The organism is Streptomyces cirratus, from assembly GCF_014650775.1.
GTDB classification, from domain to species: Bacteria; Actinomycetota; Actinomycetes; order Streptomycetales; family Streptomycetaceae; genus Streptomyces; species Streptomyces cirratus.
In genome coordinates this window covers 159,774-174,120 of the sequence record NZ_BMVP01000004.1, presented here as the reverse complement: position 1 = coordinate 174,120, position 14,347 = coordinate 159,774, and the positions used below count along the sequence as shown (strand labels likewise).

The following is a 14,347-nucleotide window of genomic DNA, read 5'->3' as shown; positions in this document are numbered from 1 at the left end:
CCCCGTCCGGCGGACGACGGGGACACGCCCGCGCGTCTAGCGTGGCCGCATGGCGGAGTTGCGGCGGCACGGCGCGGCGCGGTGGACAGGTCGGGCGGGGCGGGGCGGCCACGGCGGGCTGCCGTGGCGGTCCTCGCTGCTGGTCGCCGTGATCGCCGTGGCAGGCAGCGGATGGGCCGGGCGCCTCCAGCCCGGCAGCGAGCCGCTCGGCGTCACCGGCCGGGTCCTGCTGCTGACCGGCCCCGCCCTGCTGGTCCTGCGCCACCGCCGTCCCGTGCCCGTCCTGGCGGGCGTCTGCGCCGTCACCCTCGCCTACCTGGCGGGCGGCTACCCCTACGGCCCGGTGTTCATCAGCGTGGCCCTGGCCTGCCTCGCCGCCGTCCTCGCCGGCCACCGGTACGCGGCCTGGACCGCCGCCGCCCTGCTGTGGACGGGGCACCTCCTCATCGGGCACTGGCTCTACCGGTGGCTCCCGCCGCCCGGCGACGGACCCGCCGGCTGGGGCACCGAGGCCGGCGTCACCGCCTGGGTGGCGGCCGTGCTCGCCGCCTGCGAACTGATCCGCTTGCGCCGCGAGCAGTGGGCCCGCGACCGCGCCGAGCGGGCGGCCGCCGAACACCGCCGGGCCGGCGAGGAGCGGCTGCGCATCGCCCGCGAACTCCACGACGTCCTGGCCCACAGCCTCTCCGTCATCCACGTCCAGGCGGGCGTGGGCCTGGCGCTGCTCGACTCCGACCGCGAGCAGGCCCGTACCGCGCTGACCACCATCAAAGCGGCGAGCAAGGAGGCACTGGGCGAGGTCCGGCAGGTCCTCGACACCCTGCGCGCCCCGGGCGAGGCGCCCCGCGCGCCCGCCCCCGGCCTCGGCCGGCTCGACGAACTCGTCGCCCAGGCGGCCTCGGCCGGACTCACCGTCACCGTCGAAGGCGAACCCGGCGCCCTGCCCGCGGCCACGGACCTCGCGGCCTTCCGCATCGTGCAAGAGGCCCTGACCAACGTGGTCCGGCACTCCGCCTCCCGCACCGCGCGGGTCCGCATCGCCCGCGGGCCCGGCCGCCTGGAGCTCGGCGTGGACGACGACGGCCCCGCCACCGGCGACGAGGCGGGCGGCAGCGGCACCGGACTGATCGGCATGCGCGAGCGGGCCGCGGCCCAGGGCGGCACCATGGAGGCCGGGCCGCGCCCCGACGGCGGGTTCCGGGTGCTGGCCAGGCTCCCCCTGACCGGCCCCGCAAGCCCCGTACCCGGGGAGGACCGATGATCCGCGTCCTGCTCGCCGACGACCAGCAGTTGGTCCGGGCCGGCTTCCGGGCCCTGCTCGACGCACAGCCGGACATCGAGGTCACGGGTGAGGCGCCCGACGGGGCCGAGGCCGTACGCCTGGTGCGCGCGCTCACCCCCGACATCGCCCTGATGGACATCCGGATGCCCGTGCTCGACGGCCTCGCCGCCACCCGCGAGATCACCGCCGACCCGGCCCTGGCCTCGGTGAAGGTGGTCATGCTGACCACCTTCGACCTGGACGAGTACGTCTTCGAGGCGATCCGCTCCGGCGCGTCCGGCTTCCTCGTCAAGGACACCGAACCGGAGGAACTCCTACGGGCCGTGCGGGCGGTCGTGGCCGGCGACGCGCTGCTCTCACCCGGGGTGACGCGCCGTCTGATCGCGGAGTTCGCGGCGCGCTCCAAGAAGCCCGCGGCGGCCGCCGGGGCCGCGGGGCTGGGCCGGCTGACCGAGCGGGAGCGCGAGGTGATGACCCTGGTGGGCATGGGCCTGTCCAACGAGGAGATCGCCCGCCGCCTGGTGGTCAGCCCGCTCACCGCGAAGACCCACGTCAGCCGGACCATGGTCAAACTCGGCGCGCGCGACCGGGCGCAGCTGGTGGTGCTCGCCTACGAATCCGGCCTGGTCAGGCCCGGTTGGCTCGGCTGAACGCCTACTCCGCCGGAGGTACCCGCACGGCCGCCGCCCGTAGGACGACGCGGGCCGCCGTCCGGGGGAGTCTGGCAAGCGTCGGACGGACCACTTCCAAGGAGCTGAACGCGATGGACACGCTGGCATTCGACGGGCCCGGCCCGTGGATCCTCTTCCTCCCGCTGATCTGGGCGGCGGTCGTCATCACGGTCGTCACGGCCTTGCGCCGCACGGTGTCGCGGGGCCGGCCGTGGGCCGCGGGCCGTCCCTCCCTCGGCGGCGGCCACGGATCCCCGGCTGAGGCAGGGCCGATCGCCGTCCTCGGGCGGCGTTTCGCCTCCGGGGAGATCGACGAGGACGAGTACTGGCGACGGCTGTCGGTACTGGACGAACAGTTCGGTCCCGCCGCCGAGGCGGCCAGGGGCCGCCGCCGCTGAGGTCAGGTCGGGGCGGTGGAACGCAGCGCCTGGCCGGCCGACCACAGGACCGAGACCAGCGGAACCGCGACCACCGCCCCGACCACCCCGGCGGCGATCGCGCCCGCGATCACCGACAGGGCCACGATCACCGGGTGCAGCCGCACGGCCCAGCTCATGACGAGGGGGTGCAGCAGATGGCCCTCGATCTGCCCGATCACCACGATCAGTACGACCACCAGCCCCGCGATAAGGGGTCCCCGGGTGGCCAGCGCGATGATGGTGGCGACGGCGAGGGCCACGGGGGAGCCGATGAGCGGGATGAACGCCGCGATGAACTCCAGCAGGGCGAGCGGCACGGCGAGCGGCACGCGCAGCACCAGCAGGGCGACGCCGACGAGGATGGCGTTGGTCCCGGCGACCAGCACGATGCCCCGGGTGTAGCCGGTGAAGGTGCGCCAGGTGGCACGGCCGACCACGGCGACCCGGTGGCGTGCACCGGCCGGGAGCTGGTCGCAGAACCACTGCCAGTGCCGGTCGCCGGAGTGGATGAAGAAGACCGAGCAGAACAGGGCCAGCGCCGCGACGGTGAGGACCTCCACGAGCCGGCCCGCCCCGGTGACGGCGGTGTTCACGACGTCCGAGCGGTGGCTGGAGAGGTACTCGCCGATGCGGGCCTGCGCATCGCTGAGGGCGCCCGCGTTCAGCCGCAGCGGCGGCCGCTCCAGCCACGGCTGGATCCGGCCCAGGCCGTCCTTGAACTCGGTCACCAGCGAGTCCCAATGACTGGCGACGGTCTCCCCGACGAACGCCAGGACGCCGAGGACCAGGACGATGCTGCCGATCAGGGCGCAGGCGACGGCCAGCGGCCGCGGAACCCAACGGGCCAGCAGATCCGCGAGCGGCCGGAGCATCGCCGTCACCACCAGTGCGAGGAACACCGCCACGGCGACCTCGTGGAACCGCCCCAGGACGACGAAGATGGCGTACGCGAAGGCGGCCAGGACCAGGATCCGCCAGGCGTACCCCGCCAGCGTGACGAGCAACGGGGCCACTTCGGACGGGCCGGGGACCGGGTGGCCGCCGCGGGCCCGGCGGGCAGCCGAACGGATACGGGCGCGCGTCTCGTCGGTATCCCGGCGCGCAGGGCGCGCTGTGGACCGCCTGGGCATTACGCGCCGTCGTCCGGGCCCTCGTCGGCCGCCAACGCCGCCGCGGCCACGGCCGCGTTACGACGGGTGACGACGACGGTCGCCGCGGCCGCGCTGACGGTGAAGGCCAGCACCAGCACGGCCGGCCGGTCCAGCCGGTGACGCGTGAAGTGGTCGAGGGAGAACCTCCCCGGCCCCGCGAGTCCCAGGCCCGCCGCGACGAAGCCGAGGAAGGCCGGGTACTCGAAACCGCCGCCCTGGGCGAAGAACCCGGCGGGCGCGTGGACGGAGACGGCCCCCGCCATCGCACCGGCCGCGGCGGCCCCCGCCGCGGGCGTGGCCAGGCCCAGCGCGAGCAGCGCACCGCCGCCGGCTTCACCGAGCCCGGCGGCGATGGCGCTGGGGCGCGCCGGGGTGAACCCCATGTGCTCCATGGCCTGGGCGGTGCCCGCGAGGCCACCACCGCCGAACCAGCCGAAGAGCTTCTGGGTGCCGTGTGCGATGAGCACGCCCCCCGCGCCGAGGCGCAGGGCCAGCAGTCCCAGGTCCTTGCGATGGCGGAACGGCATGGGATCGGACCTTTCCCTAGGCGGGTGACCGGAAGACCTGACCGCAAGCCTCACCCCGTCGCACCGCCCGCGCGCGCCACCGCAGCCGAATGGCCCACATGCTCAGTTGTTCTGAGTGGCGTCCGTGTCCGCCTGGGCGGCCGCGTCGTCGGCGGCGTCCAGCTTGTCCTGCATCTCCTTGACCTTGGCGTCGTCCGACACCGACCGGGGCGCCTTGGGCTGGGCGCTCGCGCCCGGTCCGCAGCCGGTGAGCAGCAGGACCGCCCCGGCGGCGAGCGCGGCGAAGCCCGCGGCGGCGCGCCCCGTCACTTGGACTTCTGGGCGGAGCACCAGGTGCTGACCCCCTTGAGGTCCGCCTGCCGCTTCTGCAGCGTGGGCAGCAGGTTCTTGCGGGCGGTCAGGCGGTCGTTGAGGTACGTGTAGATCTCGGTGTGGCCCTCGGCCTTGGCGTTGTTCACGCGCTGTTCCAGACGGGCGATGGACCCGGAGACGGTGGCGTCGCCGTTCAGGCGGGTCACCGCGGCGTTGACGCGGTCCTCCGTCTTCGGCAGACGCTTGCAGATCGCCTTGGCGCCGTCGCCCTTGGGCGCCGACTTCGGCGCGGACTTCGGCGAGGCACTCGCGCCCGGGGCGGCGTCGGCCTGCGCGGGGGCGGCGGCGAACAGGGCGCCGGTCAGCGCGACGGCGCCGATCGCGGCGGCGGTCCTGCGGCTGTGGAGCATGGTGGTATCCCCTTCGTACGGACTGTGCTGGCTGTCCTCGGGCGGTCCAGCCGTGCAGGACGGTAGGGGGCGTCTTTGTGGTTTTCTTGTGGGCCCGCGCCCGGGCGCCCGGGCGCCCGGGCGCCCGTGGGTCCGGCTCCCGTGCGTCCCGTTCCCGTACGGGACGGTCCTCAGCCGCCGCGCGAGATCCAGTCCCGGCGGGACGCGACCGGCGGGACGGGAGCGTCCGGCGCCGACAGCGGCAGCCGCACCTCGAAGCGGGCGCCCGCCGTACCCGGCGCCTCCCCGATGGTGACCGTGCCCCCGTGCAGCGCCGCCTGCTGCGCGACCAGCGTCAGCCCGAGCCCCGAGCCGGGGCTGCCCGGGCGGTGGTGGAAGCGCCCGAAGACGGCCTCGCGTTCGCCGGGCGGGACGCCCGGCCCCGAGTCGTCCACGGTCAGCACCGCGTACCCGCCCGCCGCCCGCAGCCGGACCACGACCACGGGCGGCTCGTCCGGCCGGTGCCCGTGGGTCACGGCATTGGCCAGCAGGTTGTCGAGCAGGATCCGCAGCCCCGCCTCCCAGCCGAGGACCCGCAGCTCGGCGGGGAGTTCCGCGCTCAGCCGGGCCTGCGGCCGGCGCCGGACGGTGTCGGCCACCGCCGCGTCCACCAGCTCCGCCAGGTCCAGCGGGCCGAACGCGGACGCCTCCACCAGATCGCCCCGGGCCAGCATCCGCAGCGCCGTCAGCAGTTCCAGCAGCCGGGCGTGGTCGGCCTGGAGGTCCCGGACCACCTCGGCCCGTTCACCGGGGGAGAGGTCGGGGTGGGCCGCGAGCACGTCCAGGTCCGTCCGCATGCTCATCAGCGGTGTGCGCAGCTCGTGCGAAGCGGCGGAGGAGAACGAACGGGCGGTCTCCAGCGCCTGCGCCGTCCGGACCGCCTGTTCGTCGTAGCGGGCCAGCAACTGGCCGATGGCGGCCGACAGCTCGTCCACCTCGGCGATGTCCGTCGGCGCCGTCGCGAAGGCCGCGGCGCCCGCCCGCGGGTCGAGCGCGGCGGCCCGGCGGCTCAGCCGCCGCACGGAGGCGGTGGCGCGCCCGGCCAGGCCGTACGCGATCAGCCCCGACACGGGAGCCGACACCAGCGCGACCAGCAGGACCCGGCCGCGCACGGCGACGAGCTGCGGGTCGGTGGCGGAGGCGGGGGTGACCAGCCACAGCGTGCCCGGCGCCGCACCGGCCACCGGGACGGCCAGCACCCGCCAGGCGTGCCCCTTGGAGCGGACCGTGACGGGCCCCTCCGGCGTCCGTTCGGGCAGCCGGGCCGGATCGGCGGGCTGGGGGCCGCCCTCCAGCACGACGCTCCCGTCCGCGCCCCGCACTCTGACCCCGGCGTCGAGGGCGTCGCCGAGGACCTTGCGGTGCTGGTTCTGCTCCACCTTCGGGCGGCCTTTCACGTCGGCCGCGAGCAGCGCCCTGACGTCGGGCAGGACGGCGGAGGCCCGGTCCCGCAACCGGGCGTCCTGCTGCTGGTGCAGATCGCGGGTGACCAGCCCGAGCACCAGCAGCCCCGCCGCGAGCACCAGCAGGGGCACCACCACGGTCACCGAGAGCGCGATGCGGGTGGCGAGCTTCACGGCCGGCTCCGCTCGCCCGGCACGCGCAGGACGAAGCCGACGCCGCGCACCGTGTGGATCAGCCGGGGACGGCCGCCCTCCTCCAGCTTGCGCCGCAAGTAGCTCACGAAGGTGTCGACGGCATCGGTGCGCACCTCGAAGTCGTAGCCCCACACCCGGTCCAGCAGCCGGTCCCGGGTCAAGACGATCCCGGCGTTGCGCACGAACTGCACCAGGAGCTCGAACTCCCGCCTGGTCAGGTGTACTTCGGCCTCGCCGTGGTGCACCTGGCGGGTGGCCTCGTCCACCACCAGCGGACCGGCCCTCAGTACGTCCGACGGGGCCTGGGCCGGCCGGCGCCGCAGCAGGGCGATCAGCCGCAGCACCAGTTCCTCCAGTGCGAACGGTTTCACCAGGTAGTCGTCGGCCCCGGCCTGGAGCCCCGCGACCCGGTCGGCCAGCTCGTCGAGCGCCGACAGCATGAGGACGGGCGTCTCGTCCCCCCGCTCACGCAGGTCGCGGCAGACCTCCGTACCGGTCAGGCCGGGCATCGACACGTCCAGGACCAGGACGTCCGGGCTCCGGTCGGCGAGCAGCCGCAGCGCCCCCGGGCCGTCCTCGGCGAGGAGCACCGTGAAACCGCTCAGCCGCAGCCCGCGCTCCAGCGAGCGACGGATGGCGGCGTCGTCGTCCGCCACCAGGACCAGCCCTTTGGACGCCGCACCGGTCACCCTGCCCTCCTCGTGTCGGGCCCGACCCTCTCACGAACCGGGCCGGGCCCGGCACCCGGGCCCCCGGTGCACCTCAGGGCCGGATCAGCAGTTTGCCGCGGGCGTGGCCCGACTCGCTCAGACGCTGCGCCTCCGCGGCGTCCGCCAGGGCGAACACCTCCCCGAGCCGCACCTGCAAGCGGCCCTCCGCGGCCAGGCGGGCGTGCTCCGCCAGGCCGGCGCGGATCGCCGCCGGATCCGTACCACCGCCGCTGAAGAGGACCCCGTGGACGGCCGCGTCCGGATCGGCGATGGTGACCACGCGCTCGGCGGAGCCGCCCGCCAGCTCGATCGACAGCGGCAGCACGCCCTGGCCGGCCGCGTCGAACACCGCGTCCACACCCTCCGGAGCCACCGCCCGCACCCGCTCGGCGAGACCGTCCCCGTACTCGACCGCCACCGCACCCAAGGCGCGCAGGTAGTCGTGGTTGGGCAGGGAAGCAGTGCCGACGACGGTGATCCCCGCGGACACCGCGAGCTGCACCGCCACCGAGCCGACCACTCCGGCCGCCCCGTGCACCAGCAGCGTCTCGCCCGCCTTCACCCGCAGCAGGTCGAGGACCCGCTGCGCGGTCTCGCCGGCCACCGGCAACGAGGCGGCCTGCTCGAAGGACAGTCCGGCCGGCTTGGGCACGATGTCGTCGGCGATGGCGTACTCGGCGTACGCTCCCGTGCGGGTCCAGCCCATGACCTCGTCCCCCACGGCGGCATGGGTGGCGCCCTCACCGACCGCGTCCACGACACCCGCGAACTCCAGCCCCGGGACCATCGGGAACACGCTCGGGTAGAACTCCTCGACCCAGCCGTAACGCCGCTTGTAGTCGAGCGGATTGACGCCGACGGCCACCACCTTCACCCGGACCTCCCCGGGGCGCGGCTCCGGCTTGCCGATCCGCTCGTGACGCAGAACTTCCGGGCCGCCGAACTCTTCGTAGACGATCGCTTCCATGCCGGTCTCTCCCCGCTGTGAACCTTGTCGGCTGATGGATCAAGCTTCTGGCCGGGCGGCGGGGAAACCGGCCCGCCTTAAGGCCAGTCCCACCTGGCCGAAAGTCCAGTGGGGGTCAGGGCGGCGCTGGCTAGGCTGACCTCATGGAGCTGATCGTGACCGCCGCGCCCCTCACCCTCCCGACGGCCCCCGTGCTCGCGGCAGGGGAGGCGACGCTCGCCACGCTGGCCGCCGGATACGACGTCATCAGGCAGCCGCTGGGGCAGATCCTGCCCCGGCTCTCCGCCGTCCTGTCCGGCCTCGTGCCGCACCGGGCCGCCGCCGAACTGTCCACGCACTGCGCCCACTCACCGTTCAAGTCCTTCGGCGACGAGGTGTACGCGACCCGGATCAGCACGGCGGAGATGGAGCCGCTGTTCCTGTCGGGCACCGCCGGACAGCCCTGGCAGGGCAGGGCGACGATCGCCGGGGCCGACCGGCCCGTCATCGCGGTCATGACCGACGCGACCCGGCGGGGCGCACTCCTGGTCCTCGTACGGGACGAGGGCGCGGCCCCCGCCGAGGACGCGGCGCTCGCCGTGGTCCAGGCGCTGTGGGACCTGGTCACCAGCCACGTCGACCGGCTGTCCGCGGAGGCCGCCCCCGGTGCCCTCGCCCGGTCCCGCGCCGCGGCGGACACCCGCGCCCGGGTCATCGCCGAACTGGGCGCCCGTCACAGCGCCACCCTGACCGCCCTCCTCGGGGTCCTGCGCAGCCGCAACCTCCACGACGCGGCCGCCCGTTCGACCGCCACCGAACTCGCCGTGTCCGCACTGGCCGAACTGCGGGCCGAGGCGGAACGGGACCAGGCCATGGCCGAGGAACGGGTCGACGAGGCCTTCGCCCGGCTCGCGGACTCGCTGCGCCCGCTGCTGCGCCACAGCCCCGTACGACTGGAGCTGGGCGCACCCGACTCCACCCGCAGCGTCGCCGCCGACGTGGCCCACACGGGGCGGGCCATCGCCCGCGAGCTGCTGCTGGCCGTCCTGGAACAGGACCCCGTCACCCGCGTCCACGTGGGCTGGCAGATCACCGGACCGGACCTGCGGGTGACCGTCAGGGACGACGGGCCGGGCGGCATGAGCTACTGCGGCCTCGGCCCCACCCGCATCGCGGACCGGCTGGAAGTCCTCGGCGGACGCCTCGACATCGACCCCGTCCCGGGCTGGGGCACCACCGTGACCGCGCTCATCCCCCTGACCACCCCGGACGCGCCCGCGGCCGCCGCGACCGACCCGCTGGGCACCCTCGGCGGGCGGGAACTCGAAGTCCTGACGCGGCTGGCACAAGGACACCGCAACCGCGCCATCGCCCAGGAACTGCACATCAGCGAATCGACGGTGAAGTTCCACGTCGCGAAGATCCTGACGAAGCTCGGCGTAGCCTCCCGCGGCGAGGCGGCGGCGCTCTTCCACGCGGCCGCGTAAGGGATACCGGCAGGGCCGGCCGGACCCGCCCTAGACTGCCCCCATGGCGCCGCTCGACACGCACGCCCTGGTGCGCACCTGGCAAGTCCTGCCCTCGCGGGGGTACACCACGGCGTGGGCGGAGCTCGCCGCAGGCCGGTTGCGCGCCCGCGGCCGGGCCGTGGGGCTGGAACCGGCGCCCTACTGGCTGGCGTACGAGCTGGAGACCGGAGCGCACTACGTGACCCGGCGCCTGTCCGTCACCGTGGAGACGCACCGTACGACGGCCCGCCTCGAGCTGCGCCGCGACGACGACGGGCGGTGGACGGCGAACGGCGCGCCCCGGCCCGACCTCGACGGCGCCCTCGACTGCGACCTGGGCCTGTGCCCGCTCACCAACACCATGCCGGTGCTCCGGCACGGCCTCCACCAGCGGCCCGACGCCGCCGCGCGCACGTTCCTGATGGCCTGGGTCCGCGTACCCGACCTCGTGGTGAGCGCGGACCGGCAGACCTACACCCCGCTGTGGGCCGGTCAGACCGGGTCCCGGATCCGCTACGAGTCCGGTGACTTCCGAAGTGACGTCGTCTTCGACGCGGACGGCGTGGTCGTCGACTACCCGCAGCTCGCCACCGCCGTGCCGGTCCCCGGACCCTGACCGCCGTGCGATGGCCGGTCGCGCACCGCCGGGCCACCATGGAAGAGCATCCTTCGTGCGGGGGACCACACCCGGGGAGAGCGCCATGGCGCACCACGATGCGGCACACGCGGACGTCCTGGTCGCGGGCGCCGGACCGGTCGGTCTGTCGGCCGCGGCCGAACTGCGCAGACGTGGCACCTCATGCCGCATCGTCGACCGGCTCCCGGCCAGGCTCCCCTACGCGAAGGCCGTCGGGATCCAGCCCCGCACCCTGGAGCTGTGGGACCGGATGGGCCTGGTCCAGGCCGCCCTCGACATCGCCGTACCGATGCGCGGACAGTTCCTGTACCTCAACGGCGCCGAGAGGGGCCGCATCGATCTGGCGCTGCCGCCCGAGGTGCCGTACGGCTTCGCCGCCCTGCCGCAGTACGAGACCGAGCGCATCCTGGAGGAGTACCTCAACCTGTTCGGGACCGCGATCGAACGCGGAACCGAGCTGGTCTCCTTCACGCAGGACTCCACCGGCGTGACCAGCCTGCTGCGCACCCCGTACGGCGAGGAGGAGGTGCGTACCCGCTTCCTCGTCGGCTGCGACGGCGCGCACAGCACCGTGCGCAAGGGTCTCGGGCTGGCCTTCGAAGGGGGCGCCCTGCCCGACGAGTACATGCTGGCCGACGTCGAAGTCGACTGGGACGTGCCCCACGGGTACGGAGTCCGCAGCGAACACCGGGACGCCGAGGGCGCCCTCGACGACCTGCTGGTGTGCATCCCGCTGCCCGGCGTGCACCGGTACCGCATGTCCATGCTGGTGCCGCCCGAGCTCTCCGCCGCGGCGCCCACCGGCGGCGACGAGGTGGCACACGGCCTGGAGGGCGGCCGTGCGCCCGATCTGACCCACGTCCAGAAGGTGCTGGACCGGCTGTCGCCGCAGCCGACGACCGCGTCCGCGCTGCGCTGGTCCTCCGTGTTCCGGATCAGCCACCGGCTGGTGGACCGGTACGGCCAGGGACGGGTCTTCGTGGCCGGGGACGCCGCGCACATCCACCCGCCGACCGGCGCGCAGGGCATGAACACCGGCATCCAGGACGCCTGGAACCTGGCGTGGAAGCTCGCCCTGGCCGTCGAGTGGACCGCCGACCCGGACCTGACCGCGAGTTACGACGCCGAGCGCCGTCCGGTCGGCGAGGAGGTGGTCGGGCGCACCGTCCGCCACGCCACCGCGGGCATCGACACCGACCCGGCGGACCCCATGACCCTGATGCGGCGCGAGGCGCAACTCCTCGTCCGCTACCCCGACAGCCCCCTCGTGGAGCCGGCGGAGCCCGGGGCGGGCCCGGGACCTCAGCCCGGTGAACGCGCGCCCGACTGCGGCGGGCTCGTCGCGGAGGTCGCCGCGTACCCGCTGCGGCTGTTCGACGTACTGCGCGGCCGCGAGCACACCCTGGTGCTCTACGGGAACGGGCCCGAAGTGCCCCATGTCGAACGACTGGTCGAGGTCATCGAGGAGTTGGCCCCGGGCCGCATCAACATCTGCGCGGTGCTCGCCACCACCGACGCGGGAAGGGCGGCCCCGGTGCCCGTGTACCGCGACGCGCAGGGCGAGTTCGCGCGGCTGTACGGGACGGGGGAGGAGCCCGCGGCCTTCGTCGTGCGTCCCGACGGCTACCTGGGCGCCCGCCTCTGCCCGCCGGCCGGCGCCGGCCTCGCCTCGTACCTCTCCCGCATCTTCGCACCGTAGCCGGCCCCCGCCGTAAGGAGGTCCCCGGTCATGCCACGACGCCCCCGCGCCGCCGTCCTGGCGGCGGTCACCGCCGCGCTGACGCTGTGCGCGGGGCTGCCCGCCGCTGCCCGCCCGCCGGCCCCCGCGCCGTCCGCCGACGGCGGTGACACCGTCCAGCACGTCGACGTCGGCGGCGGGCGCAGGGTGTACCTGCACTGCCGGGGCACCGGCGCGCCGACCGTCGTCCTGGTGGCCGGCCTGCACGAGTCGTCCGACAGCTGGACCCTCACCGACACCAAGCCGCCCGTGCCCGAGGCGCCGGCCGTCTTCCCGGGCGTGGCGGCGTTCACCCGGGTCTGCCTGTACGACCGGCCCGGCACCCTGCGTGACACCGATCCGCCGGCCCTCACCACCCGCAGCAGCCCGGTGACCGGCACGCGGGAGCTGCCCGCCGTGGTGCGGGACCTCGACCGGGTCCTGACCGCGGGGAAGGTGCCCGGACCGTACGTACTGGTCGGGCACTCCTACGGCGGCCTGATCACCCTGCTGTACGCGAAGCAGCACCCGGACCGGACCCGCGGCCTCGTCCTCGTCGACGCGCTCGCCCCGGCGCTGAAACGGGGCCTCGGCGCCGCCTGGCCGCGGTACGTGGACGAGTTGCGCCACCCGGGCACCCCCTACGACGACGATCCGGCGTTCGAACAGGTCGACATCGACGGGGCGGTGACGGCCGTGGACCGGGCAGGCAGGCTCCCGAACGTCCCGCTCGCCGTCCTCAGCAAGACGGAGCCCTTCGCGGCGCCCGCCTCGATGAGCAGGGAACTCCTGGCCCGGCTGGAGGCCGCCTGGCCGAAGGCCCAGCAGTCGCTGGTCACACTGGCCCCGCAGACCCCGCACCTGCTCGCCACGGGCAGCGACCACTACGTCCAGCTCCACGACCCGGACCTCACGACCGCCGCCGTCCGTCTGGTCGTGGAACGCAGCCCCGGCCGCTGACGGGGCCGGGGCCCGCTCCCCCCGGTCAGTAGTACAGGCGCATGATCTCCGTCGCCCAGTCCGGCTGGCTGGTGGCGCCCCGGGGGCCGAACTCGGCCATGTAGGGCTTGAGATCGAGCACGGGCGTGCCGTCCACCGCGTCGAGACCCTGCACGTGGACGTCGAGCCCGTCGACGCGCAGCAGCCGGCAACGGGAGACCCCGAGCCGGTTGGGACGGTTCTTGCCGCGCTGGGCGAAGATGCCGACCAGCGGCCAGTCGGTGTTGCCGCGCGGATGCCGCGCCCCGGTCTCCACCTGCTGCGCCGGGACCCGGTCGAAGTGGTAGACGACCTCCAGGTGGGAGAAGGAGTCCAGCCCGGCGAGCGCCTCCGGCCCGAACCGCTCGTCCAGCCGGATCACCGCCGACACCTCCTCCCAGGCGTCGTCGTGGACCTCGGTCCGCCCGCCGACGACCCGGGCCACCGGATCCGAGACCACTTCGGCGGGAGCACTCTTCTCCGTCACGGACACGCCTTCCCGGAGCCGGAAACGATCACGGAACACAGTACGTCCGGGCCGTCAGTCGGCGCTGCCCCGTGCCAGCTCCCTGTTGAACTGGGCCCCCGCCAGCAGCGCGAGGTTCGCGAACCACAGCCACACCACGAAGACGATCACGCCGGCCAGCGAGCCGTACAGGCGGCCGTAGGTGTTCAGCTGCGTGTAGAGGGTGAAGACCAGTGACGCGCCGAGCCACAGGGCCGCAGCCAGGACACCGCCCGGCAGCCCGCGCCGGGTGCCGCGGGTACCGGCCGGTCCGGTACGGAAGAGGATCAGGATCAGCAGCGTGACGACGGCGAGCAGGACCGGCCAGCGCAGGACGGTCAGGCTCCCGACGTCCACCCCGGCGGCCGCGGCGAGCCGCCGGGCCAGCGGACCGGACGCGACCAGCCCCACGGCGCCCGCCATGAGTAGGAGCAGGAGCAGGCCGGAGGTGATGAGCAGCATGTGGGCCGCCCGCAGCGGCGGCCGGGTGTCGGGGACCCGGTGCATCGTGTGCAGGGCCCGGCGGAACACGGCGAGGTAACTGCAGGCCGACCACAGCGCGCTCACCAGGCCGCCCATCGCCAGGGTCCACACCGAGGTGTGCGCCGCCGACAGGCCGTTCAGCGCGTCCTGCAGCACCTGCGCGGACTGGGGAGGCGCGTAGGAGGTGAGTTCGGCGACGAGGCGCTCCCGCGTGGGGTCTCCGAGCAGCCCCACCAGGGAGACGGCGACCACCAGCGCCGGCAGCAGCGCGAGCAGGCCGTAATAGGTGAGGGCCGCCGCGGAGTCCGCGACGTTGTCGTGCCAGAGCCGTACGGCCGTCCCGCGCAACGCGCCGCGGGCGCGCGCCGCGAGCGCCGCGGCGGGGGTCCGCCCACGGCGCCCTTCGCTGCTCAGAGTCGATGTCACAGCGCGCTCGTGCCCCTCACATCCGTGC

Annotated in this window: 16 protein-coding genes; 7 read left to right on the top strand and 9 right to left on the bottom strand. The window is 74.7% G+C overall.

What is annotated here, in order from left to right; translation table 11 throughout:
- Nucleotides 1-49 precede the first annotated feature (49 nt).
- The 3 genes from IE207_RS13395 (at nt 50) to IE207_RS13385 (ending at nt 2,351) form a co-directional block, all read left to right on the top strand.
- Nucleotides 50-1,261, top strand: a complete 1,212-nt coding sequence (locus IE207_RS13395) for a sensor histidine kinase (RefSeq protein WP_190184372.1) — start codon at nt 50-52, stop codon at nt 1,259-1,261.
- Complete coding sequence (locus IE207_RS13390; protein WP_190184371.1) at nt 1,258-1,932, top strand: response regulator transcription factor; 675 nt, start codon at nt 1,258-1,260, stop codon at nt 1,930-1,932. The genes IE207_RS13395 and IE207_RS13390 overlap by 4 nt, the downstream gene beginning before the upstream one ends.
- Before the next feature lie 113 nt (nt 1,933-2,045).
- The gene (locus IE207_RS13385; RefSeq protein WP_190184370.1) at nt 2,046-2,351 is read left to right on the top strand and encodes an SHOCT domain-containing protein; all 306 of its coding nucleotides are present in this window, start codon (nt 2,046-2,048) and stop codon (nt 2,349-2,351) included.
- Between the two features lie 2 nt (nt 2,352-2,353).
- Here IE207_RS13385 and IE207_RS13380 read toward each other — a convergent pair whose 3' ends face one another.
- The 7 genes from IE207_RS13380 to IE207_RS13350 all read right to left on the bottom strand — a co-directional run bounded on the left by IE207_RS13380 (nt 2,354) and on the right by IE207_RS13350 (nt 8,086).
- Complete coding sequence (locus IE207_RS13380; protein WP_229873694.1) at nt 2,354-3,385, bottom strand: AI-2E family transporter; 1,032 nt, start codon at nt 3,383-3,385, stop codon at nt 2,354-2,356.
- Nucleotides 3,386-3,501: 116 nt separating this feature from the next.
- Nucleotides 3,502-4,050 (bottom strand): DoxX family protein, encoded by a 549-nt coding sequence (locus tag IE207_RS13375; protein WP_190184368.1) that lies wholly within the window; start codon nt 4,048-4,050, stop codon nt 3,502-3,504.
- 102 nt (nt 4,051-4,152) lie between these two features.
- Nucleotides 4,153-4,359: a hypothetical protein gene (locus IE207_RS13370; RefSeq protein WP_190184367.1), complete on the bottom strand. Its 207-nt coding sequence runs from the start codon at nt 4,357-4,359 to the stop codon at nt 4,153-4,155.
- On the bottom strand, nt 4,356-4,772 hold the full coding sequence (locus IE207_RS13365; RefSeq protein ID WP_190184366.1) for a hypothetical protein: 417 nt from the start codon (nt 4,770-4,772) through the stop codon (nt 4,356-4,358). Before IE207_RS13365 ends, IE207_RS13370 begins: the two co-directional genes overlap by 4 nt.
- 170 nt (nt 4,773-4,942) lie before the next feature.
- A complete protein-coding gene (locus IE207_RS13360) occupies nt 4,943-6,388 on the bottom strand; it encodes a sensor histidine kinase (protein ID WP_190184365.1) in 1,446 nt (481 codons plus the stop codon).
- The gene (locus tag IE207_RS13355; RefSeq protein ID WP_190184364.1) at nt 6,385-7,098 is read right to left on the bottom strand and encodes a response regulator transcription factor; all 714 of its coding nucleotides are present in this window, start codon (nt 7,096-7,098) and stop codon (nt 6,385-6,387) included. The genes IE207_RS13360 and IE207_RS13355 overlap by 4 nt, the downstream gene beginning before the upstream one ends.
- Before the next feature lie 73 nt (nt 7,099-7,171).
- Nucleotides 7,172-8,086 carry an NADP-dependent oxidoreductase gene (locus tag IE207_RS13350; protein ID WP_190184363.1) on the bottom strand — a complete coding sequence of 305 codons (915 nt, stop codon included), beginning with the start codon at nt 8,084-8,086 and terminating at the stop codon, nt 7,172-7,174.
- A 143-nt stretch (nt 8,087-8,229) separates the two neighbouring features.
- Here IE207_RS13350 and IE207_RS33965 point away from each other — a divergent pair, with 143 nt between their 5' ends.
- The 4 genes from IE207_RS33965 to IE207_RS13330 all read left to right on the top strand — a co-directional run bounded on the left by IE207_RS33965 (nt 8,230) and on the right by IE207_RS13330 (nt 12,887).
- Nucleotides 8,230-9,552 carry a LuxR C-terminal-related transcriptional regulator gene (locus tag IE207_RS33965; RefSeq protein ID WP_190184362.1) on the top strand — a complete coding sequence of 441 codons (1,323 nt, stop codon included), beginning with the start codon at nt 8,230-8,232 and terminating at the stop codon, nt 9,550-9,552.
- Between the two features lie 43 nt (nt 9,553-9,595).
- On the top strand, nt 9,596-10,189 hold the full coding sequence (locus tag IE207_RS13340) for a putative glycolipid-binding domain-containing protein (protein WP_190184361.1): 594 nt from the start codon (nt 9,596-9,598) through the stop codon (nt 10,187-10,189).
- Nucleotides 10,190-10,274: 85 nt separating this feature from the next.
- Nucleotides 10,275-11,909: an FAD-dependent monooxygenase gene (locus IE207_RS13335; RefSeq protein WP_190184360.1), complete on the top strand. Its 1,635-nt coding sequence runs from the start codon at nt 10,275-10,277 to the stop codon at nt 11,907-11,909.
- A gap of 30 nt (nt 11,910-11,939) precedes the next feature.
- Entirely contained in the window at nt 11,940-12,887 is a 948-nt protein-coding gene (locus IE207_RS13330) for an alpha/beta fold hydrolase (RefSeq protein WP_190184359.1), read from the top strand.
- A gap of 25 nt (nt 12,888-12,912) precedes the next feature.
- Here the strand turns inward: IE207_RS13330 and IE207_RS13325 are convergent, their stop codons facing one another.
- Nucleotides 12,913-13,392 (bottom strand): SAM-dependent methyltransferase, encoded by a 480-nt coding sequence (locus IE207_RS13325; protein WP_190184358.1) that lies wholly within the window; start codon nt 13,390-13,392, stop codon nt 12,913-12,915.
- A gap of 54 nt (nt 13,393-13,446) precedes the next feature.
- Entirely contained in the window at nt 13,447-14,319 is an 873-nt protein-coding gene (locus tag IE207_RS13320) for a YihY/virulence factor BrkB family protein (protein ID WP_190184357.1), read from the bottom strand.
- Nucleotides 14,320-14,347: the final 28 nt, after the last annotated feature.

Excerpts from the sequence above, each read along its gene's own strand:
- IE207_RS13365 (WP_190184366.1), bottom strand. The coding sequence starts at position 4,772 with ATGCTCCACAGCCGCAGGACCGCCGCCGCGATCGGCGCCGTCGCGCTG.
- IE207_RS13385 (WP_190184370.1), top strand. The coding sequence starts at position 2,046 with ATGGACACGCTGGCATTCGACGGGCCCGGCCCGTGGATCCTCTTCCTC.
- IE207_RS33965 (WP_190184362.1), top strand. The coding sequence starts at position 8,230 with ATGGAGCTGATCGTGACCGCCGCGCCCCTCACCCTCCCGACGGCCCCC.
- IE207_RS13335 (WP_190184360.1), top strand. The coding sequence starts at position 10,275 with ATGGCGCACCACGATGCGGCACACGCGGACGTCCTGGTCGCGGGCGCC.
- IE207_RS13350 (WP_190184363.1), bottom strand. The coding sequence starts at position 8,086 with ATGGAAGCGATCGTCTACGAAGAGTTCGGCGGCCCGGAAGTTCTGCGT.
- IE207_RS13375 (WP_190184368.1), bottom strand. The coding sequence starts at position 4,050 with ATGCCGTTCCGCCATCGCAAGGACCTGGGACTGCTGGCCCTGCGCCTC.
- IE207_RS13390 (WP_190184371.1), top strand. The coding sequence starts at position 1,258 with ATGATCCGCGTCCTGCTCGCCGACGACCAGCAGTTGGTCCGGGCCGGC.
- IE207_RS13395 (WP_190184372.1), top strand. The coding sequence starts at position 50 with ATGGCGGAGTTGCGGCGGCACGGCGCGGCGCGGTGGACAGGTCGGGCG.
- IE207_RS13340 (WP_190184361.1), top strand. The coding sequence starts at position 9,596 with ATGGCGCCGCTCGACACGCACGCCCTGGTGCGCACCTGGCAAGTCCTG.
- IE207_RS13330 (WP_190184359.1), top strand. The coding sequence starts at position 11,940 with ATGCCACGACGCCCCCGCGCCGCCGTCCTGGCGGCGGTCACCGCCGCG.